This window comes from Photobacterium salinisoli (assembly GCF_003614885.1).
Classification (GTDB): Bacteria; Pseudomonadota; Gammaproteobacteria; order Enterobacterales; family Vibrionaceae; genus Photobacterium; species Photobacterium salinisoli.
In genome coordinates, this window is the sequence record NZ_QZMS01000015.1 from 78,359 (window position 1) to 102,135 (window position 23,777).

Annotated in this window: 26 protein-coding genes; 20 read left to right on the top strand and 6 right to left on the bottom strand. The window is 53.1% G+C overall.

Annotated elements, in window-relative coordinates:
- Window positions 1-294: 294 nt before the first annotated feature.
- A complete protein-coding gene (locus tag D6M16_RS22350) occupies window positions 295-462 on the bottom strand; it encodes a hypothetical protein (RefSeq protein ID WP_162941120.1) in 168 nt (55 codons plus the stop codon).
- 436 nt (window positions 463-898) lie between these two features.
- On the opposite strand from D6M16_RS22350, the gene D6M16_RS20055 reads away from it, so the two are divergent.
- The gene (locus tag D6M16_RS20055; protein ID WP_120513676.1) at window positions 899-1,525 is read left to right on the top strand and encodes a lysoplasmalogenase; all 627 of its coding nucleotides are present in this window, start codon (window positions 899-901) and stop codon (window positions 1,523-1,525) included.
- A gap of 19 nt (window positions 1,526-1,544) precedes the next feature.
- A complete protein-coding gene (locus D6M16_RS20060; protein WP_338048229.1) occupies window positions 1,545-1,871 on the top strand; it encodes a putative signal transducing protein in 327 nt (108 codons plus the stop codon).
- Window positions 1,872-1,914: 43 nt separating this feature from the next.
- Here the strand turns inward: D6M16_RS20060 and D6M16_RS20065 are convergent, their stop codons facing one another.
- Both D6M16_RS20065 and rsmD read right to left on the bottom strand, forming a co-directional pair.
- On the bottom strand, window positions 1,915-2,181 hold the full coding sequence (locus tag D6M16_RS20065) for a DUF1145 domain-containing protein (RefSeq protein WP_027250511.1): 267 nt from the start codon (window positions 2,179-2,181) through the stop codon (window positions 1,915-1,917).
- Window positions 2,178-2,783, bottom strand: coding sequence for a 16S rRNA (guanine(966)-N(2))-methyltransferase RsmD (rsmD, locus tag D6M16_RS20070; protein ID WP_120513677.1), 606 nt, complete (start codon window positions 2,781-2,783; stop codon window positions 2,178-2,180). The genes D6M16_RS20065 and rsmD overlap by 4 nt, the downstream gene beginning before the upstream one ends.
- A gap of 182 nt (window positions 2,784-2,965) precedes the next feature.
- Here rsmD and ftsY point away from each other — a divergent pair, with 182 nt between their 5' ends.
- The 8 genes from ftsY to glpD all read left to right on the top strand — a co-directional run bounded on the left by ftsY (window position 2,966) and on the right by glpD (window position 11,372).
- A complete protein-coding gene (gene ftsY, locus D6M16_RS20075; protein ID WP_120513678.1) occupies window positions 2,966-4,267 on the top strand; it encodes a signal recognition particle-docking protein FtsY in 1,302 nt (433 codons plus the stop codon).
- A 2-nt stretch (window positions 4,268-4,269) separates the two neighbouring features.
- Window positions 4,270-4,938, top strand: coding sequence for a cell division ATP-binding protein FtsE (ftsE, locus tag D6M16_RS20080; protein ID WP_027250514.1), 669 nt, complete (start codon window positions 4,270-4,272; stop codon window positions 4,936-4,938).
- Window positions 4,928-5,854 (top strand): permease-like cell division protein FtsX, encoded by a 927-nt coding sequence (gene ftsX / locus D6M16_RS20085; RefSeq protein ID WP_120513679.1) that lies wholly within the window; start codon window positions 4,928-4,930, stop codon window positions 5,852-5,854. Before ftsE ends, ftsX begins: the two co-directional genes overlap by 11 nt.
- 148 nt (window positions 5,855-6,002) lie before the next feature.
- On the top strand, window positions 6,003-6,863 hold the full coding sequence (gene rpoH, locus D6M16_RS20090) for an RNA polymerase sigma factor RpoH (RefSeq protein WP_120513680.1): 861 nt from the start codon (window positions 6,003-6,005) through the stop codon (window positions 6,861-6,863).
- A 583-nt stretch (window positions 6,864-7,446) separates the two neighbouring features.
- Window positions 7,447-7,773 carry a thiosulfate sulfurtransferase GlpE gene (glpE, locus tag D6M16_RS20100; RefSeq protein WP_120513682.1) on the top strand — a complete coding sequence of 109 codons (327 nt, stop codon included), beginning with the start codon at window positions 7,447-7,449 and terminating at the stop codon, window positions 7,771-7,773.
- 59 nt (window positions 7,774-7,832) lie between these two features.
- Window positions 7,833-8,684, top strand: coding sequence for a rhomboid family intramembrane serine protease GlpG (gene glpG, locus D6M16_RS20105; protein ID WP_120513683.1), 852 nt, complete (start codon window positions 7,833-7,835; stop codon window positions 8,682-8,684).
- 123 nt (window positions 8,685-8,807) lie between these two features.
- Window positions 8,808-9,572 (top strand): DeoR/GlpR family transcriptional regulator, encoded by a 765-nt coding sequence (locus D6M16_RS20110; protein ID WP_120513684.1) that lies wholly within the window; start codon window positions 8,808-8,810, stop codon window positions 9,570-9,572.
- Between the two features lie 285 nt (window positions 9,573-9,857).
- Window positions 9,858-11,372: a glycerol-3-phosphate dehydrogenase gene (glpD, locus tag D6M16_RS20115; RefSeq protein WP_120513685.1), complete on the top strand. Its 1,515-nt coding sequence runs from the start codon at window positions 9,858-9,860 to the stop codon at window positions 11,370-11,372.
- A gap of 100 nt (window positions 11,373-11,472) precedes the next feature.
- On the opposite strand, the gene D6M16_RS20120 is transcribed toward glpD, so the two are convergent.
- The gene (locus D6M16_RS20120; RefSeq protein ID WP_120513686.1) at window positions 11,473-11,880 is read right to left on the bottom strand and encodes a flagellar basal body-associated protein FliL; all 408 of its coding nucleotides are present in this window, start codon (window positions 11,878-11,880) and stop codon (window positions 11,473-11,475) included.
- Window positions 11,881-12,038: 158 nt separating this feature from the next.
- Between D6M16_RS20120 and D6M16_RS20125 the strand changes: the two genes are divergently transcribed.
- The gene (locus tag D6M16_RS20125; protein WP_120513687.1) at window positions 12,039-12,638 is read left to right on the top strand and encodes a chorismate--pyruvate lyase family protein; all 600 of its coding nucleotides are present in this window, start codon (window positions 12,039-12,041) and stop codon (window positions 12,636-12,638) included.
- A 12-nt stretch (window positions 12,639-12,650) separates the two neighbouring features.
- Window positions 12,651-13,508: a 4-hydroxybenzoate octaprenyltransferase gene (gene ubiA / locus D6M16_RS20130; protein ID WP_162941121.1), complete on the top strand. Its 858-nt coding sequence runs from the start codon at window positions 12,651-12,653 to the stop codon at window positions 13,506-13,508.
- Between the two features lie 69 nt (window positions 13,509-13,577).
- Here the strand turns inward: ubiA and plsB are convergent, their stop codons facing one another.
- Window positions 13,578-16,034, bottom strand: coding sequence for a glycerol-3-phosphate 1-O-acyltransferase PlsB (gene plsB, locus D6M16_RS20135; protein WP_120513689.1), 2,457 nt, complete (start codon window positions 16,032-16,034; stop codon window positions 13,578-13,580).
- 220 nt (window positions 16,035-16,254) lie between these two features.
- On the opposite strand from plsB, the gene lexA reads away from it, so the two are divergent.
- The 6 genes from lexA (at window position 16,255) to D6M16_RS20165 (ending at window position 22,244) form a co-directional block, all read left to right on the top strand.
- Window positions 16,255-16,875, top strand: coding sequence for a transcriptional repressor LexA (lexA, locus tag D6M16_RS20140; RefSeq protein ID WP_120513818.1), 621 nt, complete (start codon window positions 16,255-16,257; stop codon window positions 16,873-16,875).
- Window positions 16,876-16,967: 92 nt separating this feature from the next.
- The gene (locus tag D6M16_RS20145) at window positions 16,968-17,765 is read left to right on the top strand and encodes a class I SAM-dependent methyltransferase (protein WP_120513690.1); all 798 of its coding nucleotides are present in this window, start codon (window positions 16,968-16,970) and stop codon (window positions 17,763-17,765) included.
- 246 nt (window positions 17,766-18,011) lie between these two features.
- Window positions 18,012-19,154 carry a cytochrome c oxidase subunit II gene (coxB, locus tag D6M16_RS20150; protein ID WP_476704100.1) on the top strand — a complete coding sequence of 381 codons (1,143 nt, stop codon included), beginning with the start codon at window positions 18,012-18,014 and terminating at the stop codon, window positions 19,152-19,154.
- Between the two features lie 13 nt (window positions 19,155-19,167).
- Window positions 19,168-20,772: a cytochrome c oxidase subunit I gene (gene ctaD / locus D6M16_RS20155; protein ID WP_120513692.1), complete on the top strand. Its 1,605-nt coding sequence runs from the start codon at window positions 19,168-19,170 to the stop codon at window positions 20,770-20,772.
- Between the two features lie 9 nt (window positions 20,773-20,781).
- Complete coding sequence (locus D6M16_RS20160) at window positions 20,782-21,333, top strand: cytochrome c oxidase assembly protein (RefSeq protein ID WP_120513693.1); 552 nt, start codon at window positions 20,782-20,784, stop codon at window positions 21,331-21,333.
- An 8-nt stretch (window positions 21,334-21,341) separates the two neighbouring features.
- A complete protein-coding gene (locus D6M16_RS20165) occupies window positions 21,342-22,244 on the top strand; it encodes a cytochrome c oxidase subunit 3 (protein WP_120513694.1) in 903 nt (300 codons plus the stop codon).
- Window positions 22,245-22,256: 12 nt separating this feature from the next.
- On the opposite strand, the gene D6M16_RS20170 is transcribed toward D6M16_RS20165, so the two are convergent.
- Window positions 22,257-22,463, bottom strand: a complete 207-nt coding sequence (locus D6M16_RS20170; RefSeq protein ID WP_027250530.1) for a DUF2909 family protein — start codon at window positions 22,461-22,463, stop codon at window positions 22,257-22,259.
- Window positions 22,464-22,516: 53 nt separating this feature from the next.
- On the opposite strand from D6M16_RS20170, the gene D6M16_RS20175 reads away from it, so the two are divergent.
- Together D6M16_RS20175 and D6M16_RS20180 are read left to right on the top strand one after the other, a co-directional pair.
- Entirely contained in the window at window positions 22,517-23,197 is a 681-nt protein-coding gene (locus D6M16_RS20175; RefSeq protein WP_120513695.1) for an SURF1 family protein, read from the top strand.
- Window positions 23,198-23,213: 16 nt separating this feature from the next.
- Window positions 23,214-23,762: a cytochrome oxidase gene (locus tag D6M16_RS20180; RefSeq protein WP_120513696.1), complete on the top strand. Its 549-nt coding sequence runs from the start codon at window positions 23,214-23,216 to the stop codon at window positions 23,760-23,762.
- The last annotated feature ends 15 nt before the right edge of the window (window positions 23,763-23,777 follow it).

The window sequence follows — 23,777 nt, forward strand, 5'->3', positions numbered from 1 at the left end:
TGCTTAATAAAGCACAGGCAGCAACATGAGACCGGCGACGACGGCGATCATGACAAGCCCTTGTTTTTGAGAGGGTGATAACATAGTTATAGGCTCCTGTTATGTTGCTGGGAAATTTGTTAAGAAAAGAATAGCACTTTTTTTATCGCTTGATCAAAGGAAGAGTGTGATATTTAGCAATAAATTTACTTTTAGTTGTCATTAAATCCCTTTGTTGATGATGTTTTACTGCTGAAAATGACGAGGTCAAAAAACGTTCTGATTGAGTTCTTAAGTTTTAATTTTAACTTAAGGTTATGAATATAAAGTATTTTTTGTGTTGTTGTGTTTTGTTTTTAATTGGTGATAAATCTCTGGTTGTTCTTTTGTAGGCTGGGGCTGACAGGGAGTGCCTGTCGTTGTTTTTCGTTGTAAAACTAAAGAAAACTGCTTCAGGTATACAGCTTTGGCTGACTTTTGCATACGATTTCCGTTACTTATCGACATTCAAGGTGCTCTAAATGCGTGGGGAAGCGATAAAAGAGTCTAAGGTTGCTCTGAGCTGTTATTGAATGGTGTTTTTGTCTTATCTTTTTGTTTTTAATAGTTTTTGTTTTTGTTTTTTGAGCGGGTTTTCTGTTTGTTATATGCTCTTTTCAGCCAAGCCAACGCGGTATTTATCGCGTTCGTCAGCGCCTGGCACTTTTGGCCGGGGAAGCGCACTGTTTTTGTTACCAGTATGGGAATCGCAGCCGTAGCATTGAACGAAAAGGAATATAAAGTGGCGGTAAAGGAATAAGTTATATGAAAGTGTGATGGATCACAGAGGTGAGAATTGACCGGGTTTCTGGTCTATCTGAGCTAGACAAACTGTGTTTGCTTTTTACACTGTCACAGCTTTGATAACTCGGGTGAACGTATGTGGGTCTGGTTAGCCGTCTCTTTTTCTGCTTTGTTACATATCAATGCCGCTTACCGCGGTCCTCAGTGGCAGTTTTATTTGTTTAAGCCGCTGACGATTATCTTGCTGCTGGCAGCGATCCTGCAGTTTGGTCAGAATGACGGATATCAGCAATGGATCATTGCCGGTTTGCTGTGCTCTGTTGCCGGGGACATTTTCCTTATGTTGCCCAAAGACAAGTTTGTGCCGGGCCTGAGCAGTTTTCTGCTGGCGCACATAGTGTATTCACTGGCCTTCTGGAATGAGTTGTCCGGTTCGATTGTATGGTGGCTGCCAGCCTTACTGATGGGGGCCGGTATTATCGTTTATCTGCTGCTGCTGCCATCTCTGGGCCGTTTGGCTCTGCCGGTCGGAGTATACATAGCGGTGATTGTGCAAATGACCTGGGCAGCGGGTGAATACTGGCTGACTACCCGCACAGGTGCCGGCCTCGCCGCCTTTGCCGGGGCGCTGGTGTTTCTGGTATCCGATACCTTGCTGGCCCTGGATCGGTTCAGAGGCCATTTCAGAGCAGCCACCGGCAGTATCATGACCACCTATTATCTTGCCCAGTCCCTTATAGTGGTCAGTGTGCTGCTACGCTGATGATAAAGAGAAGAGGTTGATGATGGCCGCTGGCTGGCAACAGATCTACCGGGCGGGTAACAGCCTGGAAGCGCACACTCTGAAAGGCCTGCTGGAACATGCCGGTCTGGCGGTGCGTCTGACCGGGGAAAATCTCGGCTCGGCTGCCGGGGAATTACCGGCGGATGTGCTGCAGGTGACAGTCTGGGTATCAGAACAGGATGCGGACAAAGCGCGCCAGTTACTTGCCGGGTACGAGAAGGGAAATCAAGGGCACTGGCGATGTGCGTCCTGTGGCGAAGAGAACGAGGGGCAGTTTGACTGGTGCTGGCAATGCGGTACCGACAAACCCGAGACCAACGTCTGATTACACTAAGGGCGCCAGCCGGGCGCCCCTGTAATGTGTCGGTTTAGACCATGTGTTTGCGGCGAATATCCAGCAAAGCAAAGATGCCGAAAATCAATATCGACCATTTTTCCCAGCGACTCAGAGACAGTTTGTCACCAAACGCACCAAGGAAAATCAGCATTTGCAGTCCGTGCATCGCCAGCAGAAACGCCGTCATGATGTACAGTGCGATCGCCGCCACACCCGGGAAAGGGTGGAACAGGTTCAGCAGAAGTACCGCCCAGACAAATCCGATCGCCACTTTCGCCAGTAAAATCAGCGCTTTCATAATTCCTCTCTTTGATACAGGCGGTAGCAAACTTGTCCCGCCGATTTTTCTTTGATGAGCTGCCAGTGTTCGGGGGTATCAGGCAGTCCCAGTTCTTTTTCTGCTTCCAGATAAATCAGAGCTTGCGGGGTCAGCCAGCCATTGGCTTCCAGCAGGCGGATCACCTCCGGCAGCATGTCGCGCCGAAAAGGCGGATCAATAAACACCAGATCAAACGCCGATCCCGGTTTGTTGAGGAAAGACAGGCTGTCTGTCTGATGCAGCTCAGCTTTGTCTGTCCCCAAGGTATCCAGATTGCGCTTCAGCTGACTGGCCGCTTTCGTGTCGAGCTCCAGCAGCGTCAGGTGCTCCGCACCACGCGATAAGGCTTCAAGGCCAAGGCTGCCGCTGCCGGCAAAGAGATCCAGACATCGCGAGCCGTGAATATCCGGGGCAAGCCAGTTAAACACGGTTTCTTTGACACGGTCGGTTGTCGGGCGTAACCCGGCCACATCGTGGACCGGCAGTTTACGTCCTCGCCAGCGGCCACTGATGATACGCACAAAGCCTGCCTGGCTGGGCGGGTTAGCTTTGTGTCCGGAATGCGTCTTACGTCTAGTCATACATTTCTTCGACCGTAGAGAAAGTGGTAGTATACATGGGCCTGATTATCTTTGTGTTTGTTCGTTGTCGTCTGAGGGGAATTGCTATGTCCGTCAGGCACACTAAGCTGGCAAGCCCAAAGATAAACAGGCCCTTTATTTTCAGGCCGTAAATTGTACCAATCAATGTCTAGGATTTGCCAATGGCAGAAAAAAAGAAGCGCGGATTATTTTCATGGCTGGGGTTTGGTGAAGAAGAGCACACCGGGCAAAAAGAACAGCATAAGCCGCAAGAAGAGACGACAGAGCCGGAACAGGTTCAGGATGGCGCTACTGAGACACAAACCCAGTCTGCTCGCGCAGAGGAACCGGTTCAACCTCATCAGGACATGGCAGATGCAGACGCTCCGCTGACGCACCGCGACGCCGAGCCCGAATTACCGGAGCAGAGTGCGCATCTTGATGTCGAGGCGGATACTCAGATCCGGCCGGTTGAAGATGACCCACAGCCAGCAAACCAGCAAGCTTCTGCTGAACCGGCCCCTGTTTCTGAGGAGCCGGCGGTGCAGGAAAAACCGCAGCGCGAGGGGTTCTTTGCCCGGCTGATGAAAGGGCTGAAGAAAACCCGCAACAATCTGGGGGCTGGTTTCTTTGGTTTATTCAGGGGTAAGCAGATCGATGATGATCTGTTTGAAGAGCTGGAAGAGCAGCTGCTGGTGGCGGATGTCGGTATGGACACCACACTCAAGATTATCGAAAACCTGACCGAGAAAGCCGACCGCAAACAGCTCAAAGACGGCGAGGCCCTGTACGGTCTGCTGAAAGACGAGCTGAGTGAGATGCTGGCAAAAGTCGAGCAGCCACTGGTGATCGATACCAGCCGCAAGCCTTATGTCATTTTAATGGTAGGCGTTAATGGCGTGGGTAAAACCACCACCATCGGCAAGCTGGCCAAGCAATTTCAGCAGCAGGGACTGTCTGTGATGCTGGCCGCCGGGGATACCTTCCGTGCCGCGGCGGTAGAGCAGCTGCAGGTGTGGGGCGATCGCAATAACGTGCCTGTTGTCGCCCAGCATACCGGCGCCGACAGCGCGTCTGTGATCTACGATGCGATTGAGTCAGCCAAAGCGCGCAATGTCGATGTGGTGATTGCCGATACCGCCGGCCGTCTGCAGAACAAAGGCAATCTGATGGAAGAGCTGCGTAAGATTGTTCGGGTGATGCAAAAAATCGACCCGCTGGCGCCGCACGAAATCATGCTGACAGTCGATGCCGGTACCGGCCAGAATGCGATCAGCCAGGCCAAACTGTTTAGTGAAGTGGCACCAGTGTCTGGTATTACACTGACCAAACTGGATGGCACGGCTAAGGGTGGGGTAATTTTTGCCATCGCGGATCAATTTAACATTCCTATCCGCTACATTGGTATTGGCGAAGGGATTGAAGATTTGCGTCCTTTTGCCGCCCAGGAATTTATCGAGGCTCTGTTTAGCGACGAGGATTAACTGTGATTCGGTTTCAACAGGTCAGTAAAGCATATCGGGGTGGTCGCCAAGCCCTGCAAAAAGTGGATTTCCATCTGGGAAAAGGTGAGATGGCTTTTCTCACCGGCCATTCCGGTGCCGGTAAAAGCACGCTGTTGAAACTGATTGCTGCGGTTGAGCGGCCGAGTGATGGCCGGATTTTTTTCAATGATCATGACATCACCCGGATAGACAGCCATCAGATCCCTTTTCTTCGCCGTCATATCGGGATGATTTTTCAGGATCACCGCTTGCTGATGGACAGAACCGTGTTTGACAATGTGGCGCTGCCGCTGCAAATCGCTCAGTCTCCGGCCGGTGATGTGAAGCGGCGGGTGTCAGCGGCGTTGGACAAAGTCGGCCTGCTGGATAAAGCACAATGCCTGCCGATCCAGCTGTCCGGCGGTGAACAGCAGCGGGTCGGTATTGCCCGGGCTGTGGTCAACAAGCCGCTGGTGGTGCTGGCGGATGAACCGACCGGTAATCTCGATGCCGATCTGTCCCAGCAGATGATGGGATTGTTTGCCGAATTTAACCGGGTCGGGGTGAGTGTACTGATGGCCACGCACGACACCTCTTTATTAAGTCGTCACAGTTACAGACGACTGGATTTACACCAGGGCAGTTTGCGTGAGGTGGCGTATGGCGCGTGAAGCTCAAAGCTGGTTCTCTGTCCAGCGTCAGGTTGGTAAGCAGGCGCTCACTGACTTATGGCGACGTCCGGTGGGGAATGTGCTGACGCTGGCCGTACTGGCGTTTGCCCTGACTTTGCCGACCTGTTTTTATCTGGCAGCCAAGAATATTGCGATTGTCAGTCAGGCCTGGCAGAACCCGACTCAGTTGACTGTCTACATGGCGCCTGGCGCCGGCGATTCAGACGCTCGTACATTGAGAGAGAATCTGGCAGGCTGGACGGAAATCAGTTCGGCGGATTATGTCTCTCCTCAACAGGGACTGGATGAATTTCGCGAGCATGCCGGTTTTGCCAAGGCACTGAGCCTGCTGGATGAAAACCCCCTGCCAGCGGTACTGATTATTAAACCGTCGGTGCAATGGCAGTCGGGCAGTCAGGCGGAAATACTGGCTCGCAAGCTCAGTGACCAGGCCGGTGTGGATGATGTCCGGCTCGACAGCGACTGGCTGAAGCGTCTTGATGCCATCAAACAACTCAGTGTCACGCTGACCATGATAATGGCTGGCCTGATGCTGCTGGCTGTGTTTCTTATTGTGGGTAATACACTGCGTCTTCAGCTGCAAAATCAGAAAGAAGCGGTTCAGGTTATGAAGCTGGTCGGGGCGACCAATACCTATATTCTGCGGCCCTTTTTGTACACAGGTGCCTGGTATGGCTTACTGGCCTCGGTGTCGGCGTTAGTGCTCACTACGGTGGTAAGCTTTATACTGGAAGGTGCGGTTGATAAACTGGCGGCTTTGTATGGCAGTGATTTCCACTTAACCGGTCTGGCATGGGACGAATGCCTGTTGCTGATCGTGTTATCCGCTTTACTGGGCATACTGGCGGCCCGTCTTTCGGCCGGCAGACATTTAAAAGAAATTGAACCAATATGAGGAATCAGACTCTACCTATTGGTTATGTATGCTTGCATTTTGTGCAGTATTGAAGGCATTATTATCGGTCTGGTAGTGTAATGCTGCCAGATTGACGTGAAAGTCCAGGGTATTTGGCTCTGGCAAAGCATCCACAGGGGTTACTTGAATGACAAAAGAGATGACTTCATTAGCTTTAGTTTCTGCTGATAGCCTGGAAGGCTATATCCGGTCTGTAAACAGCCATCCTATGCTGACAGCCGAGCAGGAGCGGGAGTTAGCTGAGCGTCTGCATTATGACGGTGATATTGAGGCTGCCCGCAGTCTGGTATTGTCGCACCTGCGCTTTGTAGTCCATGTTGCCCGCGGCTATACAGGTTATGGCCTGCCAATGGCTGATCTGGTTCAGGAAGGCAATATTGGTCTGATGAAGGCGGTAAAACGCTTCAACCCGGAAGTAGGGGTCAGGCTGGTATCGTTTGCTGTCCATTGGATCAAGGCTGAAATTCATGAGTATGTGCTGCGTAACTGGCGGATCGTGAAAGTCGCGACCACCAAGGCTCAGCGTAAACTGTTCTTTAACCTGCGTAAGGCGAAAAAGCGCCTTGGCTGGTTTAACAACGAAGAAGTTGAAATGGTGGCCGAGCAACTGGGCGTGGAAACCAGTGAAGTGCGTGAGATGGAATCCCGTCTTGCAGCGCAGGATGCCACCTTTGATATGCCGGCCGACGATGACGAGCGGGATAACAGCTACACAGCACCTGTGTATTTTCTGGAAGATAAGACGTCTGACGTGGCGCTCAGTTATGAAGAGAATAATTGGGAAGATCATGCTAACAATCGTTTGTCACTGGCGCTGGCGAACCTGGACGATCGCAGTCAGCATATAGTGCGTTCACGCTGGCTGGAGGACGATAAGTCCACATTGCAGGATCTGGCTGATCATTATGGTGTTTCAGCCGAGCGAATCCGCCAGCTGGAGAAAAACGCGATGCGCAAATTGAAAGATGCCGTCGGTGACGCGCTGTAACGATCCGCATGGTGCAGGATCATGGGGGGAGGATCCCTGTGGACCGCTGGATTTTCTATCCACAAACTTATTGATTGAAGAAACCGGCTTTGAGCCGGTTTTTTTATGCCTGAACACCTATGGAATGGCGGTTTGCTCAGTGAGCACAGGACGACTTGGCTGAGACTGAAAATGTTATCCACAGTCTTTGATCGGATCTTTACTATATCTAGTGGATCCTTTTGGGCAGAAACACATTATCAACGCTATTCACAGTTTTTTCCACAGCTGGCGAAACTATGATCAGTGCGGTACCGGCTGGGACAGCCAGTCTGACTAACTCTCGATCCTGTAAGGATATTCGGCAAAACCCACACGCAAAAGGCAGCCAGATTTTTTTCAAAGCTGTGAGTAACTGAGTATACTGGCTGGCATTGAAAGCATTGGGGATACCGCGCTGAATGAGCCAGGATCCCTCAGGCATACTATTGCCACAAACCATGGCTGATTTTTGCGTAGATCGTGTGTCGCGTAAGATCGTGTGATGAGGGGGTGCTGCAGCGAGGTGCTGGCCCCCGGTTGATAATTAATAAATGAGGTCATCATGGAGCAGTTTGAACATATCTCGGTTGAGCAAGCGTACGCATTATTACAACAGTCCGACACAAAGGCGGTACTGGTTGATATACGCGATCCTCAATCCCACGCTTTATCTCATCCGGAGTCTGCTTTTCATCTGACCAACGACTCTATGGTCAGTTTTATGGATGATGTTGACTTCGAGCAGCCGGTGATCGTGATGTGCTACCATGGGATCAGCTCTCAGGGTGCTGCCCAGTATCTGATTAATCAGGGGTATGAAACCGTGTACAGCATGGACGGCGGCTTTGAAGCGTGGCGTCGTCAGGCCTATCCGTGTGTTGAGCAGTAATTTCGCCCAGGTGATCATCCTGCGCCTGCCGGCGCACATATTTCAACAGGGAGTCTGAGATGCAGCGTATCGCCGTGCTCAATAACCCCCGAATGGCACAGGCCTTCATAGATTACATGGCCTCCCGTGGTATTGAACTTACCCTGGCCGCTGAACCCGGCGGCCAGTTTGCCATTTGGTTGTCTGATCCAGCACACCAGGTAGAAACCGAAGCCGAGTGGCAGCAGTTTATCCGCCGTCCTGACGATCAGAAATACCAGGCCGCCTCCTGGCAGGTGGTTAACCGCCGCAAGCAGCCTGCATTTCGCTACGACAGTCCCAGTATGATTGACATGGTAAAATCGGGGGCCGGGCCTGTCTGCCTGCTGGTGCTGGTGCTGGCGGTCGGCATTTACGGCGGCTGGCTGCTGGGCTGGCAGGCACCGCTTTTTTACTGGCTGCATTTTCCGACCATGCAGGGCGACAGCTGGGAAGTCTGGCGTTATGTGTCTCACAGTCTGATCCATTTCTCCGTACTGCATGTGGTATTCAATTGCCTGTGGTGGTGGGTGCTGGGCGGGCGGCTGGAGCAGCACAGCGGCAGCGGCAAGTTACTGGAAGTCTTCATCGTTTCCGCTCTGGTATCCGGCCTTGCACAGTTCTGGTTCCACGGCCCTAATTTCGGCGGCTTATCCGGGGTGGTCTATGCGCTGATGGGTTACCTGTGGTGGCTGGGCTGGCTGGCACCTGCGCGGGGCCTCACTATTCCCAATGGCTATGTCGTCTTTATGCTGGTCTGGCTGGTATTAGGTTTCGTTGGTGTGATGGGGTTTGAAGTGGCCAATATGGCGCATTTGTTCGGGCTGATCTCAGGATGTCTGCTGGCCTTTGTCGATGCGCACTTGAGACAGCCGGCGGATTCTGCGCAGTAAGGTTTCGGCCAGGAGTGGGATCACTTACCTAGTAACCAGACCGATTGCCCAGTAAGATGAGCACGCCCGGAAAGCGGGCCACTACGGTCATTGGATCTTCGTCAATCAGGAGCAGTAACAGCAGTGAAGCAAAGCAAACGTCATCAGGAGATCATCGATCTCGTGAAAACTCAGGGCTATGTCAGTACCGATGACCTGGTTGCCCGTTTTAATGTCAGCCCGCAGACGATCCGCAGGGATCTCAATGAGTTGGCCGAAGAAAATAAAATTCGGCGCCATCACGGCGGGGCGACTGTACCGTCCAGTTCGGTCAATACCTCATACACAACCCGGAAAGTGATGCAGCTGGCCGAGAAAGACCGCATCGCTCAGGCGATGGTCAAGCATATCCCGGACGGCGCCACGCTGTTTATTGATATAGGGACTACGCCGGAAGCGGTTGCACGCGCCTTGCTGGATCACGCCGACTTGCGGATCGTGACCAATAACCTGAACGTGGCCGGTATTCTGACTGGTAAAGATGATTTCCGGGTGATTCTGGCCGGTGGTGAAGTGCGTAATCGTGACGGCGGCATAGTGGGAGAGGCGACTCTGGATTTCATCTCCCAGTTCCGTCTGGACTTTGGCATCATAGGGATCAGCGGTATTGATCTGGATGGCTCCCTGCTGGATTTTGATTATCATGAAGTGCGGGTAAAACAAGCCATTATTGAAAACAGCCGCTGCGTCATGCTGGGTGTCGATCACACTAAATTCGGCCGTAATGCCATGGTGAATCTGGGTGATATCAGCCAGATTGATATGCTGTTCACTAATAAAACACCGCCAGAACCGTTGGCCAAGCGGATGGCAGAGCTGGATACCCACCTCGAAATCATCATCGACTGACAGAACTGATAATGAGCGTTTTCGCTCATTAAAGGTTACAGCGAGCATTAATCTGCCTGCGTATTCCCGGAAAGCTGCCTGATATGGCAGCTTTTTTTGTGCGTATGATCAAATAGGTGTCATTTTTCGAACATAAAAAGGATGATATTCGCTTTTTAATTGGCTATATTGAGCGATATCGAACATTTATACAAAGTGAACACTTTCGAATGCATGTCCTAATATAAGCAAGAGAGGCAATGCATACGGTAAGAGCGCAGCGCAGTTAAGGCACAGGTGAAAGGCATGACAGCAGCAAATGAGATTCTGGATATTATCGTCGTAGGGGGGGGCATTAACGGTGCGGGAATTGCCGCTGATGCCGCAGGTCGCGGATTGAAAGTGGCGCTGTTTGAAGCCGATGATTTTGCTTCTGCGACGTCGTCTGCCAGCTCAAAGCTAATCCACGGGGGATTGCGCTATCTTGAGCATTACGAGTTTCGTCTGGTTGGCGAAGCCCTGGCAGAGCGAGAAGTCCTGCTGCGTAAGATCCCGCATATTGCCCGGCCAATGCGTTTTCGCCTGCCGCACCGGCCGCATCTGCGTCCAGCCTGGATGATTCGGGCCGGCTTGTTTTTGTATGATCATTTAGGCAAACGTACCACTCTGCCTGCCAGTAAAGGATTACGCTTTGGCGCGGATTCCGCGCTGGTGCCGGAAATTACCCGTGGCTTTGAATATTCAGACTGCTGGGTCGATGATGCCCGTCTGGTTATCTTAAATGCGATGGAAACCGCGGCCCGTGGCGGCGAGGTGCGTAACCGCTGCCGTGTTGAAAAGGCCGAGCGTGATGGCGAACTGTGGCAAGTTACTGTGTTCGATAGTCAGACCGGCGAGCGTTTCATCCGTCGCTCACATGCGCTGGTCAACGCGGCCGGCCCCTGGGTGAAAACCTTTTTCGACACCAGCCTGGATACCCCGTCGCCGCGTAATATTCGTCTAATCAAAGGCTCGCACATAGTGGTGCCGCGGGTGCACGATGAGCCGCAGGCGTACATACTGCAAAACGAAGATAACCGCATCGTATTTGTGATTCCGTACCTGGACAGATTTTCCATTGTCGGCACCACAGATGTGGAATACCACGGCGACCCGCGTAAGGTAGCGATTGATGAAGACGAAATTCGCTATCTGCTCAAAGTGTACAACGATCACTTTAAGCGCAAACTGCAACGCCAGGATGTGGTATGGACTTACTCCGGCGTCCGTCCGCTGTGTGATGATGAGTCAGATTCACCACAAGCCGTGACCCGTGATTACACTTTGGAGCTGGAACAGGAAGGCTCTCAGCCGCCCTTGCTGTCTGTGTTTGGCGGCAAGCTGACCACTTATCGCAAGCTGGCCGAATCGGCACTGCGCAAGCTGGCGCCTTTCTTCCCGGACATGGGACCGGCCTGGACGGCGCAAGCCTGTCTGCCCGGCGGGGAAGTCGGTTTTGACCGTGAGCATCTCAGTGCTGATTTACGTAACCGTTTTAGCTGGATGAGCGCGTTTACCGCCGATCGCATGGCAACCAATTACGGTGTCATGAGCTGGCAGATACTGGATGGTGTCAGCAGTGAAGCGGAGATGGGGCAGCATTTTGGCGAAGGTTTTTACGCCAGAGAACTCGATTACCTGATCAGCCGTGAGTTTGTTGTCAGCGCAGACGATGCGCTGTGGCGGCGCAGCAAGCTGGGGTTGTATCTGAACGTTGAGCAGCAACAGGCGGTGTCAGAGTATATCGCCTCGAAACATGCCAAGGCCCATGTTGCCGCCTGATACACGGTAATGAAATACGGGAAAAAGACCAAAGCGCCCACCGGGCGCTTTTTTTGTCATTTTGAACCACCACCTAGGACGGTGGTGATTGTTTTCGGGGTTACTGATACAGATATTTGGTAAACAGCAGCTCAGTTAATAGCTTTTGGTTGGTCTCCGCAATCAAGAGATCATTGACTTTATCCAGGCATTGCTGGCGTATTGCTTCGCGGCCAGCCAGAGACTTGATTTTCACTTCCGGCTGTTCGCCAATGATCTGGATGATGGCATCGCGGATAAGCGGTGCATGGTGTTCAACCAGAGGGATATAGTCGGGGTCGGCGACCATGAGATCGACCTGCAGGCGCAGATAACCCAGCTTTTTACCTTGGGTAATATAGTTGGTGGTGATATCCGGCGTCAGGGTGAAATAACTGTATTCAGGGGTCTTTGCCGGCGCAGATTGTGCCAGCGCAGGCTGAGTCAGGGTAATCAGCACCATCGCCAATGTCAGGAGTAGAGATTTCATCTTGCTATCCATCTGTATCAGGGAAAAATCTGTTACCCAAGTGCCTACTTTGGTGAGGAATGATATTCCTGTCCGTGACGGCTTGCTACAATAGGGCATCATTCAGTGTTATCAATTGGCCACATTCTATCACCCTTTCTAGGAATTGAATTGGGAAGATGTCGAAATTCAAGCAGATATATAAGTCCGCTCTGGACAATGCCGACTGGCAACTGACGGAAAACATACACCTCAATCAGCCGGAACTGCAAAGCTGGTTGCAGGAAAATGGCTCGCTGTCACGCCGTTTTGCCCGATACTGTCATCAGTTCAGTGTGCTTCTGCTGGCGCAGGAGCCAATCACAGCCAGCAGCTTACAGCCCGATGAGCAGGCGATGCTGGGCTCAGTGGATTGCCTGGAGCGTACCGTACTCTTGCATGGCGACGGTGTCCCCTGGGTGTTTGGCCGTACGCTGATCCCTGTGCCGACCATGACAGGAGAGGAGCAGGACATCGCCCGGCTGGGAGAGTCGCCGCTGGGTTACCGGGTGTTTACCGATCAGAGTGCGCGCCGTGACGCCCTGCAGCTGGCCCGTATGACTGTCAATAACGATGCGTTATGGGCGCGTCGCTCTCGCCTGTGGGTAAAGGAAAAGCCGATGCTGGTGGCTGAGCTGTTTCTGGCACCCGCTCCGCTTTACCAGGAAAACAGCGCGATTCAGCGGCATATTACCGCGCTACCGGGCAGCGAGAAAGCTGTCCATTACGAACAAAAGTAGGAGAGTGAAGGTTTGGAGATGACCAAGGCAAGGGCATTCTGGCAGTTAGCGCGTATGGATCGCCCGATTGGCAGTTTGTTACTGATGTGGCCAACCTTGTGGGCCTTGTTTCTGGCCGCAGATGGCATGCCGGATCTCAAGGTGCTGGTGGTGTTCGTGCTCGGCGTATTCTCGATGCGGGCGGCGGGCTGTGTCATCAATGATTACGCCGACCGGCATTTTGACGGGTATGTAAAACGTACCGCGCAGCGTCCTTTGCCTGCCGGTTTGATCAGCGAACGCGAAGCGCTGGGCTTTTTTGCTGTGTTGTCACTAGTGTCTTTTGCGTTAGTGCTGACCATGAATACACTGACCATTCAGTTGTCTGTGGTTGGTCTGTTGCTGGCGGCCGCTTATCCGTTTATGAAGCGCTATACCCACCTGCCACAGCTGGTGCTGGGTATGGCCTTTGGCTGGGCGATTCCAATGGCGTATGCCGCGCAGTCTGGCGCTTTACCGCCAGTGGCCTGGATGCTGTTTGTCGCCAACATACTCTGGACCATTGCCTATGATACCCAGTACGCCATGGTCGACAGGGATGATGATGTCAAAATCGGGATCAAATCCACGGCTATCCTGTTTGGCCGCAATGACAAGCGTATTATCGGTCTGTTGCAGTTGGGCACGTTAGGATTGCTGATTCTGGTGGGTATGCAGATGGGCCTATCTCAGCTGTACTACTGGAGTCTGCTGGGCGCGGCGGCCCTGTTTGTTTACCAGCAGATGCTCATTCGCGGCAGGGAACGTGAACCTTGTTTTAAGGCCTTTCTCAACAACAACTATGTCGGCATGCTGGTGTGGCTGGGGATGACCGCGGGTTTAATGTTCTGAGGCGGTGAGTCTGCTCCGGTTGTAAAAACGCCCGCATCTAGCGGGCGTTTGTTATTGTAAGCGGTCGGATTATCCGTCAGCTGAATCCGGCCCCGGCTCTTTTTTCTCTTCCCGGTTCATCACTGCCTGAATGGTCAGCTTCACTTCCGGAGACACCAGGTCGGCCAGTAAATCGGCCAGGGTAGCCACCGGACGAGACACGGCATGGTTGTCCTGATTCAGGTAGCCTTCCTGGCGCAGGGTTTTGACCATGGCAGAGAAAACGCCTTTATCGAAGAACTCCGGTGCATTGATACCGTGAAGACGGCTCAGTCGCTGTGCCATCATCTGGCTTTGCTGCTCCAGATCACTCTTCATCAGCTGAGGTTCGCTGCGCAGCAGAGTCAGGGCAATGGCGTAGCGCTGCAAGGTTTCGGTAATGGTATTGCCCAGTAACTGAAGCGGGCCGATGCGGGCACTGTTCAGCGACAGTTCATTGCCGTCGCTCAGGATCAGTCGCTGACGGATCAGCTCATCAATCAGGGCATCAATCGCTTCTGGTAAGTCCGCCCAGTCAAAACGCAGGTAAAGCTCGGCCTTAAGAAACGGATACAGCAGGCTGATCTGACGATGCATTTCGGTCCGGCTCAGGCGCTGGTGCGAGACGACTATGTGGGCAATCAGCGAAGGCAGCGCAAACAGGTGGATGATGTTATTGCGGTAATAGGTCATCAGCAGCGACTGCTGCCGATCCAGTGACACTATGTCTCCCAGGCTGTCACGCTCAACCATGAATTTATCCATGCTGATGGCATTCTCAACCAGCTCAGCCGCGCTATCCGACGGCTGGGTACAGTCCGACGAGTAGGGCGTGTTATGGAGCAGCTGCAGGTAACAGTCAATCTGTTGCTCCAACTCTTCACGGCTCAGTGCGCGCTGGCGAGAGGCCAGCAATGCCAGTGCACAGAGGGTCAGGCCGTTGGTCGCTGCCGCATCATTGATGTGGGTCATCATCTTATCGGCCAGGTTGTTGACCACAGGATTGAGCCATTGCGGACGGGCCGGCTCAATCGGGTCGATATGCTGACGCCACTCTGGCACCTGCTCATTCAGGTACTGATTGAGCGGGATAGGCTCACCGAAGTTGACGTAGCCCTGGCCAAAGTTGCGCAATTTACGCAAGGTGCGCAGTACCTGACCCAGGCTTTCTTTTTCTTTTCGTTTTCCACGCAACTCTTTGGCGTAAGTGGCCACTTCCATCACGTGTTCGTAGCCAATATACACAGGCACCAGGGTAACCGGACGGTTGAGGCCGCGCAGCATGGCCTGAATGGTCATCGACAGCATACCGGTTTTTGGCGCCAGCAGGCGGCCGGTACGGGAACGCCCGCCTTCACTGAAATATTCCACCGAATAGCCTTTGGCAAACAACTCGCCAAGGTATTCACGAAACACAGTCGAGTAGAGACGGTTACCTTTAAAGCTGCGACGAATGAAAAACGCGCCGCCGCGGCGAAAAATCGGCCCGGCCGGGAAAAAGTTCAGGTTAATCCCTGCCGCAATGTGCGGCGGCACCATGCCTTCCTGATAGAGCACGTAAGACAGCAGCAGGTAATCCATATGGCTGCGGTGGCAGGGCACATAGACAATCTCATGGCCATCCTGGGCTAATTGCCTGACTCGCTGGGCATTGCTGACATTGATCCCTTTATAGAGGCGGTTCCACAACCAGCTCAGGAAGCGGTCACCGTGACGAACCAGGCTGTAGGAGAAGTCGGCCGCAATTTCTTCCATCATATCAATGGCTTCTTTGCGCACTTTTTCTAAAGGTACATCGCGGCTTTCCGCTTCTTCGCGGACCACTTTTTCTATTGCCTTGGAAGCCAGCAAGCGGTTAAACAGCGCCTGACGTTGTGGCAGACGAGGGCCGGCCGCCGCCAGCTTCTGGCGGGAGAAGTGGATCTTCGCCACCCTGGCCAGCTTATTGGCAATGGCGTTATCTGTGCCGTGCTTGTCGGCCATAAAGCGCAATGACATGGTCGGGCTGAGGCGGACCATACAATCCCGGCCCTGCGCCAGCACGGCGAAGCATTTTTCCGGGCCATTTAAGGCTTTCAGTATCGGTTTTTGCTCACCTTCAGTGCCGGGCTTCCGGCCCCACAATATCGAAGCGGGCAACAGCTGAACATCCAGCTGCTGATCAGCTTTGTGGGCTGCCAGCAAGTCGGTAAACAGCGTTAAGGATTTGGCCGGTAACTGGCCGTCACTGCCGAAAATGCTCGGGCTGTTGGCAACAAAGACATAGCGGGGAAACACCTGGCCATTGATGACGACAGGTTCAAGCGGATCGGGCAGCCCGACGGCCTGGGTCGCTGCACTCAGGGTCAGCAGATCGGTCTGCGAGCTGAAAGGCAGGGTGTAGATAATTGGGCGGTCGAGATCCAGTTCCAGTTCAGTAACAGGATCGGACGGGATTGTACGGGTCTTAACCAGTAAAGAAAGCGGCAAATTCAGAAGACTTTGCGAAAATTTCTGCCAACTTGACATGTTTATAACGAGCCTCGAAATCTTAATGCGTGGCAAGGATAGCAGAAAACGCGCCGGGTATTGCTGCGAAAAATACGATACAGGATAGCAAAGAGTAAAATTTTGTTCGCTGGCGTTACAGCAGGGTCAGTCAGGCCAGCATTTCATTGAATATAGTCTTTTCAAAACCATGAACACTGGATATACTCACAGTGAACTGTATAAAAAGACAGGGTATGTCATGAAGCCGTTAACGCCACGCCAACAAGAAGTCTTTGATCTGATCAAAGCAAAAATTGAAGAAGCCGGCATGCCGCCGACTCGGGCGGAAATTGCCCGTGAACTGGGGTTCCGATCTGCCAACGCGGCAGAGGAGCATTTAAAAGCGCTGGCTCGTAAGCAGGTGATTGAAATTGTACCGGGTGCATCACGTGGTATTCGCCTGCTGGTGAATGAAGAGGATACACAGGAACGTGGTCTGCCGCTCATCGGGCGTGTTGCCGCCGGTGAGCCGATTCTGGCTCAGGAGCATGTTGAAACTCATTACGATGTCGACCCGTCAATGTTTAAACCGCAGGCTGATTTCTTGCTGCGTGTGAATGGCATGAGCATGAAAGACATAGGGATTATGGATGGCGATTTGCTAGCGGTGCATAAAACCCAGGATGTCCGTAACGGCCAGGTGGTGGTTGCCCGTGTCGATGACGATGTGACGGTAAAACGTCTTGAAAAGAAAGGCTCTCAGGTATATCTGCATGCCGAAAACGATGCATTTGCACCGATTGTGGTCGATCTGACTCAGCAGCACCTGACCATTGAAGGCATTGCTGTGGGTGTGATTCGCAACGGCGACTGGGGCTGAGGCCTGATTGCGTGTAAAGAATCGACGAATTCTTTGCAATAGCTAATGATAGTCATTATCATCAAGGTATCACCTTGTAGACGATGACGATAATGACTAAATCTGCCCGCTATCATATTCCGGCTGCACTCTTGCAGCCGCTCTGGCTGCGTAGCCGCGAGAGTCTGGCTGACGGTGGCTTGATTTATGACCCCTTGGCTGCAGCGGCTTGCCAGCAATGCCATCTGGCACCCGATTGCCTGGTGGGTAATGTTGATCAACATCAGTTGCTGCACGCGACCCTGACCCTCTTGGTCGATCAGCGGGTACAGCATTTTCTGCGGCGCTTTCCTAATGGCCATGTCATCAATGTGGGTGCGGGGCTGGATACCCGTTTCTATCGGTTAGATAATGGCCGGTGCCGCTGGCTGGAGCTGGATTGTAATGAGAACCTGTTGTGGCGGCAAAAGTTGTTTCACGCCAGTGAGCGATATCGGATGCGGCCGGGTTCTGTGACCGATCTGAGTTGGTTATCCCAGCTGCCGACCTCTTTTTCTTCACCGGTTATGCTGGTTTGTGATCAGGCTTTGTTGCAGATTTCTGCGCAGGATGTGGCGAAATTTGTTCAGCGAATAGGCTGTCATTTCAATCAGCTGGAATTGTGCCTTGTGCTGGCCGGCGATCGCTGTGACAGCGGCCTGGGCCATAAATTAGGGACGCAGGACTATGCACATGGTTTTGACGATCCTGCCCGCCAGTTACTGCAATGGCTGCCCTGGGCAGAGCAGGTATCCTGCCATTCGCCACTGACTGTGCCTTGTCCACGCTGGCGCCCCTGGCAGCGTTGGCTGTCGCATTTGCCTTCGTTCGGGCACAGACTGACACCGATAGTGTCGCACCTTCGTTTTTAAACTCCCGTTTTTCTCTTTCTTCCCGCTTATGTCTACCAGCGCCCATTTCTGGTGGGCGTTGACTATTTCTCACTCAAAATTTTGTTCATTCCGGCAAATCTGTCCTAAGTTAAATGTAAACAAGCTGTTATGGCTATTTTGCGCTGATTAGGGAATCCTGGCTGAGACAGGTGTCTGTTGTCTCCGGCGTGGGACGGTAACTGGCACTTGGCTGTCAGGGTGACTGAGGGAGGGAGCCACGGAATGATGCGGCAATTGTTTTATGGATTAGTGGGCTTGCTGAGTCTGCCCGCATGGGCAGAAACCCAGTCGATGTCGCTGAATATGACCCAGGGTGTCACCGGGGTCAGTCAGCAGGTCTATTCACTGCACATGACGATTTTTTATATCTGTGTTGCGATTGGTATCGTGGTCTTTGGCGTGATGTTCTGGGCCATTATTCATCACAGAAAATCACGGGGTGCTGTGGCGGCTTCCTTTCATGAGAGTACCCGGGTTGAGTTGCTCTGGACCCTGATTCCTTTCGTCATTCTGATCGTAATGGCCATCCCGGCGACCCAAACCCTGCTGGCGATGGAAGATACCTCGAAATCGGATATCACTATTCAGATAACCGGTTCACAGTGGAAGTGGCATTATCGCTATTTCGGCGAAGATGTTGAATTTTACTCCAATTTAGCTACCTCACGGGCGCAAATTAACAATGAGCGGCAAAAGCGCGATAACTACCTGCTGGAAGTGGATCACCCGCTGGTGGTGCCTGTCGGGCAAAAAATCCGGTTCCTGATGACCTCACAAGATGTGATCCATTCCTGGTGGGTGCCCGCGTTTGCCGTCAAGAAAGACGCCAATCCCGGTTTTATCAACGAAGCCTGGACCAAGATTGATAAGCCGGGTATCTACCGCGGGCAATGTGCTGAGCTGTGTGGCAAGGATCATGGCTTTATGCCAATTGTGGTGATAGCCAAGCCGCAGGCCGATTTTGAGGAATGGCTTCAGGTCACCAAAACCGCCCAGCGGGAGGCAAAAGCTGAAGAGCTGCGTCTGCTGGATATGCAGATGCCCATGGATGAGCTGATGGCGATGGGTGAGGCAGTCTATAACACCCGCTGTGCTGTGTGTCACCAGGTGAATGGCCAGGGTTTGCCGGGCGCATTTCCTGCACTGGCCGGGACAGGCGTTTCGGTTGATCCGGCCAAAAAACTGGAACACATCAGCATTGTGGTCCATGGACGTAACGGTACGGCAATGCAGGCGTTCGGCCCGCAGCTGAGCCTGAAAGAGCTGGCATCTGTGATTACCTATGAGCGTAATGCCTGGGGTAACAATACCGGTGATATGGTTCAGGCTGCCGAAGTGCAGGCCGTTCTTAAAGGCGAGCAGCTTTAGGGAGTAACAGGTCATGACGGACATGATGCGTGAACAGGCAGTGGAAGAGACCAGTCATACTGAGCATGATGCACATCATCATCAAAGTGGTATCAAGCGCTGGCTGTTTACTACCAACCATAAGGATATCGGGAGCCTGTATCTGATTTTCAGCTTCACTATGTTCCTGGTTGGCGGGGCGATGGCCATGGTGATCCGGGCTGAATTGTTCCAGCCTGGCTTGCAACTGGTAGAGCCTAACTTTTTCAATCAGATGACCACAGTGCACGGCCTGATCATGGTATTTGGGGCCGTGATGCCAGCATTTACCGGGCTGGCTAACTGGATGGTGCCTCTGATGATAGGGGCGCCGGACATGGCGCTGCCACGGATGAATAACTGGAGCTTCTGGATTCTGCCGTTTGCGTTTGCCATGCTGCTGGGGTCGCTGTTTATGGAAGGCGGCGGCCCGAACTTTGGCTGGACTTTCTATGCCCCGCTCTCGACAACTTACAGCCCGCAGAGCACTGGCCTGTTTGTTTTCTCTATTCATATCATGGGCATCAGTTCCATCATGGGGGCCATCAACGTCATCGTCACTATCATGAACTTGCGTGCGCCTGGCATGACTTACATGAAGATGCCGCTGTTTGTCTGGACCTGGTTAATTACGGCGTTTCTGCTGATCGCCGTGATGCCGGTGCTGGCAGGGGCAGTGACTATGGTGCTGACCGACAAATACTTTGGCACCAGTTTCTTTGATGCCGCCGGTGGCGGGGATCCTGTGATGTTCCAGCATATCTTCTGGTTCTTTGGCCATCCGGAAGTGTACATCATGATTTTGCCGAGCTTTGGCATTGTTTCGGCGATTATCCCGGCGTTTTCGCGCAAAAGACTGTTTGGCTACAGTTCCATGGTCTATGCAACGGCATCGATTGCCGGCCTGAGTTTCCTGGTGTGGGCCCACCACATGTTTACGACAGGGATGCCGGTGGCCGCCGAGCTGTTTTTCATGTACTGCACCATGCTGATCTCCGTACCGACCGGGGTGAAAGTGTTTAACTGGGTGGCGACCATGTGGCGGGGGTCACTGACCTTTGAAGTGCCTATGCTGTTTGCCATTGCCTTCATTATCCTCTTTACCATAGGTGGCTTCTCGGGCCTGATGCTGGCGATCACCCCGGCAGACTTCCAGTATCACGATACCTATTTTGTGGTGGCACATTTCCATTACGTGCTGGTGTCAGGCGCGATCTTCTCCATCATGGCCGCGGCTTATTACTGGTTGCCAAAATGGACGGGACACATGTTCGATGAGCGCCTGGCGAAATGGCACTTCTGGTGCTCTGTGGTATCGGTCAATATCCTTTTCTTCCCAATGCATTTCCTGGGGCTGGCAGGGATGCCGCGACGGATTCCGGATTATGCGCTGCAGTTTGCTGATGTGAACGCCATCGTCAGTATTGGCGGTTTTCTCTTTGGTTTGTCGCAGCTGATTTTTCTGGCGGTCGTGGTGAAGTGTGTGCGTGGCGGGGAGCCGGCAGGTGCGAAACCCTGGGACGGTGCCGAAGGACTGGAATGGACAGTTCCTTCCCCGGCGCCTCATCATACTTTCTCCACGCCACCTAAGGTGGATTAAGGAGGCGATATGGCTGACGCTGATAAGGAAAAAGGCAAGAAGAAATCGCTGCTGTCACTCGTTGCCATGTCTTTGGGGATGTTTGGCTTCGCCTTTGCTCTGGTGCCGCTTTATGACGTGTTTTGTGAAGTCACGGGCATCAATGGCAAAACATCCAACCAGGCGGCCATTGCCAGTGAACAGGTAGACGACAAACGAACCGTTACCGTGGAGTTTATGGCCTATATCAACCCGGGCATGGCCTGGCGGTTTGAACCGGAAGTGACCCGGTTGGTGGTACATCCAGGTGAAACCTATAAAGTGCTGTATTCGGCTCAGAACCTGACGCAGACCGCCACAGTAGGCCAGGCGGTGCCGTCCGTCTCTCCGGGGATGGGGGCGCAGTATTTTAATAAGATTGAATGTTTTTGCTTTAACCGTCAGCCACTGGCTGCCGGGGCGTCAGCAGAGCTGCCTTTGCTCTTCTATATTGATCCCAAGCTGCCCGAGGATATCAATACACTGACACTGGCTTATACCTTGTTTAACGCTCAGCCGGAACCTGCGGCGCAAACGCAATGAGGTCGACCATGGCGAATCCGTACACAGAACATGATCAGTCCCTGAAACCCTCCCATGAGCATTACTATGTGCCGGCGGCCAGCGCCTGGCCGATAGTGGGTGCTGTGGCGCTCTTTTTGATCGCCATGGGCGCCGGTGCCACTGTCGGTGGGCTGTTCGGCGGCAATGGTCCCTGGATTTTGATGAGCGGGGTGGGGCTGCTGCTGATCATGCTGGTGGGCTGGTTCCGCGATGTGATCCGCGAATCGATGACCGGCTTGTACAGCTCACAGATGGACCGCTCCTTTCGTCAGGGGATGAGCTGGTTCATCTTCTCGGAAGTGATGTTTTTTGCCGCCTTTTTCGGGGCATTGTTTTACGCTCGTATGATAGCCGTGCCCTGGCTGGGCGGGGCGAGTAATAATGCCATGACGCATGAAGTGCTGTGGCCGGAGTTTGTCGCACAGTGGCCTTTGATCATGACACCTGGTGGTACAGAAACCCAGGCCATGGGACCGCTTGGTCTGCCGCTCTACAATACCCTGATTCTGCTGACTTCTTCTGTGACGGTACATTTTGCCCATGTGGCGCTGGAAAAAGGTAACCGCCCGCGCCTGACTCTTTATCTGCTGTTAACTGTGCTGCTGGGCAGCTTGTTCGTCTACCTGCAGGGTGTCGAATATATCCATGCCTATCAAGAGATGGATCTGACGTTGGATGCCGGGGTTTACGGCAATACCTTCTTTATGCTGACCGGCTTCCACGGCCTGCACGTGACGCTGGGCACCCTGATTCTTTTTATCGTCTGGCTGCGGGTGCTGAAAGGGCACTTTTCACCTGAGCACCATTTTGCCTTTCAGGCCGGTGCCTGGTACTGGCACTTTGTTGACGTGGTGTGGCTGGGGCTGTTTGTCTTTGTTTATATCCTCTGATGTCAGAGGGTATCAGAACGGCCGGGGATGCGGCTCGATGAGCCCGGTCGCCAGTGCCAGCAACAACAGGGCAAACAGCAGGACAGAAAACAGCACGCGCCGGCCAAGGTAGTGAGACATAGGCTTGCTTTGCTTGCCTTTCAACATCACTGGCAAGGCACGGAACAAATTAAACAAGATAAAGAACAGTAGGCAGACAATCAGGATTTTCAGCAGCATGACAGCTCCGTGGTTGGCTGAATCAGGGCGTCAGGGGTGAGGCACAGGACGCGATGAGACGGACAGGTTTTATTCTTTTTACTTTGGTGGTCCTGTCGGTGTTGGTCAAGCTGGGAATGTGGCAGATCTCACGGGGACAGGAAAAAGAAACACTAACAGCGGCACTGACGCTCAGGGCAGAGCAGACTTTTTACAGTATCGCCAGTTTGCCGGATGATCCTTTGTGGTACCGGGTCAGGTTAAGCGGCGAATATGATCACAGCAAAGCGATTTTACTGGATAACCAGCTGGATCGCGGCCGGCCGGGTTATCACCTGTTTTACCCGTTCCGGACGGAGAACGGCGCCTGGGTGCTGGTGAACTTGGGCTGGTTGCCTGCCCCGCAATACCGGGATGAGTTGCCTGTGTTGCCCGAATTTCATGGTCAGGTCATGTTGACGGGCATGATAGCACCCTCGACTCAGTTACCGGAACTGAGCGAGGCAGGGACAGAAAGCGGCTGGCCAAGGCGGGTGCAAAACATCAAGCCAGCAGAATTGGCAGAGGCAACGGGATTGCCCTTGCCAGATTGGGTCATACAGATAGCGCCGGATGACCCGCTGGCGCTTAAGCAGAACTGGCAGGCCGTAGTGATGGGGCCGGAAAAGCATTATGCCTATGCCGTGCAGTGGTTTTTGCTGGCATTGGCGGTCGCCGGACTGGCCTGGTGGTGGCTGAAACGCAGTACGCACTGAGAAGCAGGAGTCAGGGATGAAAAAACACATCAATTTAGTGTTGTTGTTACTGTTGTTTGTTCTGCCCGTGGTGGTGGCTAAGCTGGTGCTGGACAACCATTGGTATCAGGGAGGGGTCATCAACCGGGGGCAGTTACTGGAGCAGCCAGTGGTGACAGACTGGCTGGGGATGCATGGCAAATGGCAATTGGTGTATCTGCTGCCGGAAGAGTGTGATGCCCGTTGTCAGGGCGCCCTGTTTAATTTGCGTCAGGTGCCTCAGGCCATGGGCGCCGAGCAGGAACGCATTGCCAGTCTGGTACTGGTATCAGGTCAGGGGGATACAGGCTTGCCCCCGGCAGAGCAGGTGCAGGCCGGCGGCAGTACAGTACTGGCAGCACCGGATCCTGTCCTTCATCAGATCCGCGCGTTGGAGTTCGGTGCCCAGGCTATTTATATCTCTGACCCGCAGGGCAATGTCATGCTGGCTTATCCTCTGGTGGAAGGGCAGACGCAGGTACTGGCTCAGGGTAAGGACATGCTGAGGGATCTCAAACGTTTACTCAAGGTTTCCAAGATAGGCTGATGTTGCAAATCGCAT

Excerpts from the sequence above, each read along its gene's own strand:
- D6M16_RS22350 (WP_162941120.1), bottom strand. The coding sequence starts at position 462 with ATGCAAAAGTCAGCCAAAGCTGTATACCTGAAGCAGTTTTCTTTAGTT.
- D6M16_RS20055 (WP_120513676.1), top strand. The coding sequence starts at position 899 with ATGTGGGTCTGGTTAGCCGTCTCTTTTTCTGCTTTGTTACATATCAAT.
- D6M16_RS20060 (WP_338048229.1), top strand. The coding sequence starts at position 1,545 with ATGATGGCCGCTGGCTGGCAACAGATCTACCGGGCGGGTAACAGCCTG.
- D6M16_RS20065 (WP_027250511.1), bottom strand. The coding sequence starts at position 2,181 with ATGAAAGCGCTGATTTTACTGGCGAAAGTGGCGATCGGATTTGTCTGG.
- rsmD (WP_120513677.1), bottom strand. The coding sequence starts at position 2,783 with ATGACTAGACGTAAGACGCATTCCGGACACAAAGCTAACCCGCCCAGC.
- ftsY (WP_120513678.1), top strand. The coding sequence starts at position 2,966 with ATGGCAGAAAAAAAGAAGCGCGGATTATTTTCATGGCTGGGGTTTGGT.
- ftsX (WP_120513679.1), top strand. The coding sequence starts at position 4,928 with ATGGCGCGTGAAGCTCAAAGCTGGTTCTCTGTCCAGCGTCAGGTTGGT.
- rpoH (WP_120513680.1), top strand. The coding sequence starts at position 6,003 with ATGACAAAAGAGATGACTTCATTAGCTTTAGTTTCTGCTGATAGCCTG.
- glpE (WP_120513682.1), top strand. The coding sequence starts at position 7,447 with ATGGAGCAGTTTGAACATATCTCGGTTGAGCAAGCGTACGCATTATTA.
- glpG (WP_120513683.1), top strand. The coding sequence starts at position 7,833 with ATGCAGCGTATCGCCGTGCTCAATAACCCCCGAATGGCACAGGCCTTC.
- glpD (WP_120513685.1), top strand. The coding sequence starts at position 9,858 with ATGACAGCAGCAAATGAGATTCTGGATATTATCGTCGTAGGGGGGGGC.
- D6M16_RS20120 (WP_120513686.1), bottom strand. The coding sequence starts at position 11,880 with ATGAAATCTCTACTCCTGACATTGGCGATGGTGCTGATTACCCTGACT.
- D6M16_RS20125 (WP_120513687.1), top strand. The coding sequence starts at position 12,039 with ATGTCGAAATTCAAGCAGATATATAAGTCCGCTCTGGACAATGCCGAC.
- plsB (WP_120513689.1), bottom strand. The coding sequence starts at position 16,034 with ATGTCAAGTTGGCAGAAATTTTCGCAAAGTCTTCTGAATTTGCCGCTT.
- lexA (WP_120513818.1), top strand. The coding sequence starts at position 16,255 with ATGAAGCCGTTAACGCCACGCCAACAAGAAGTCTTTGATCTGATCAAA.
- D6M16_RS20145 (WP_120513690.1), top strand. The coding sequence starts at position 16,968 with ATGACTAAATCTGCCCGCTATCATATTCCGGCTGCACTCTTGCAGCCG.
- coxB (WP_476704100.1), top strand. The coding sequence starts at position 18,012 with ATGCGGCAATTGTTTTATGGATTAGTGGGCTTGCTGAGTCTGCCCGCA.
- ctaD (WP_120513692.1), top strand. The coding sequence starts at position 19,168 with ATGACGGACATGATGCGTGAACAGGCAGTGGAAGAGACCAGTCATACT.
- D6M16_RS20160 (WP_120513693.1), top strand. The coding sequence starts at position 20,782 with ATGGCTGACGCTGATAAGGAAAAAGGCAAGAAGAAATCGCTGCTGTCA.
- D6M16_RS20165 (WP_120513694.1), top strand. The coding sequence starts at position 21,342 with ATGGCGAATCCGTACACAGAACATGATCAGTCCCTGAAACCCTCCCAT.
- D6M16_RS20170 (WP_027250530.1), bottom strand. The coding sequence starts at position 22,463 with ATGCTGCTGAAAATCCTGATTGTCTGCCTACTGTTCTTTATCTTGTTT.
- D6M16_RS20175 (WP_120513695.1), top strand. The coding sequence starts at position 22,517 with ATGAGACGGACAGGTTTTATTCTTTTTACTTTGGTGGTCCTGTCGGTG.
- D6M16_RS20180 (WP_120513696.1), top strand. The coding sequence starts at position 23,214 with ATGAAAAAACACATCAATTTAGTGTTGTTGTTACTGTTGTTTGTTCTG.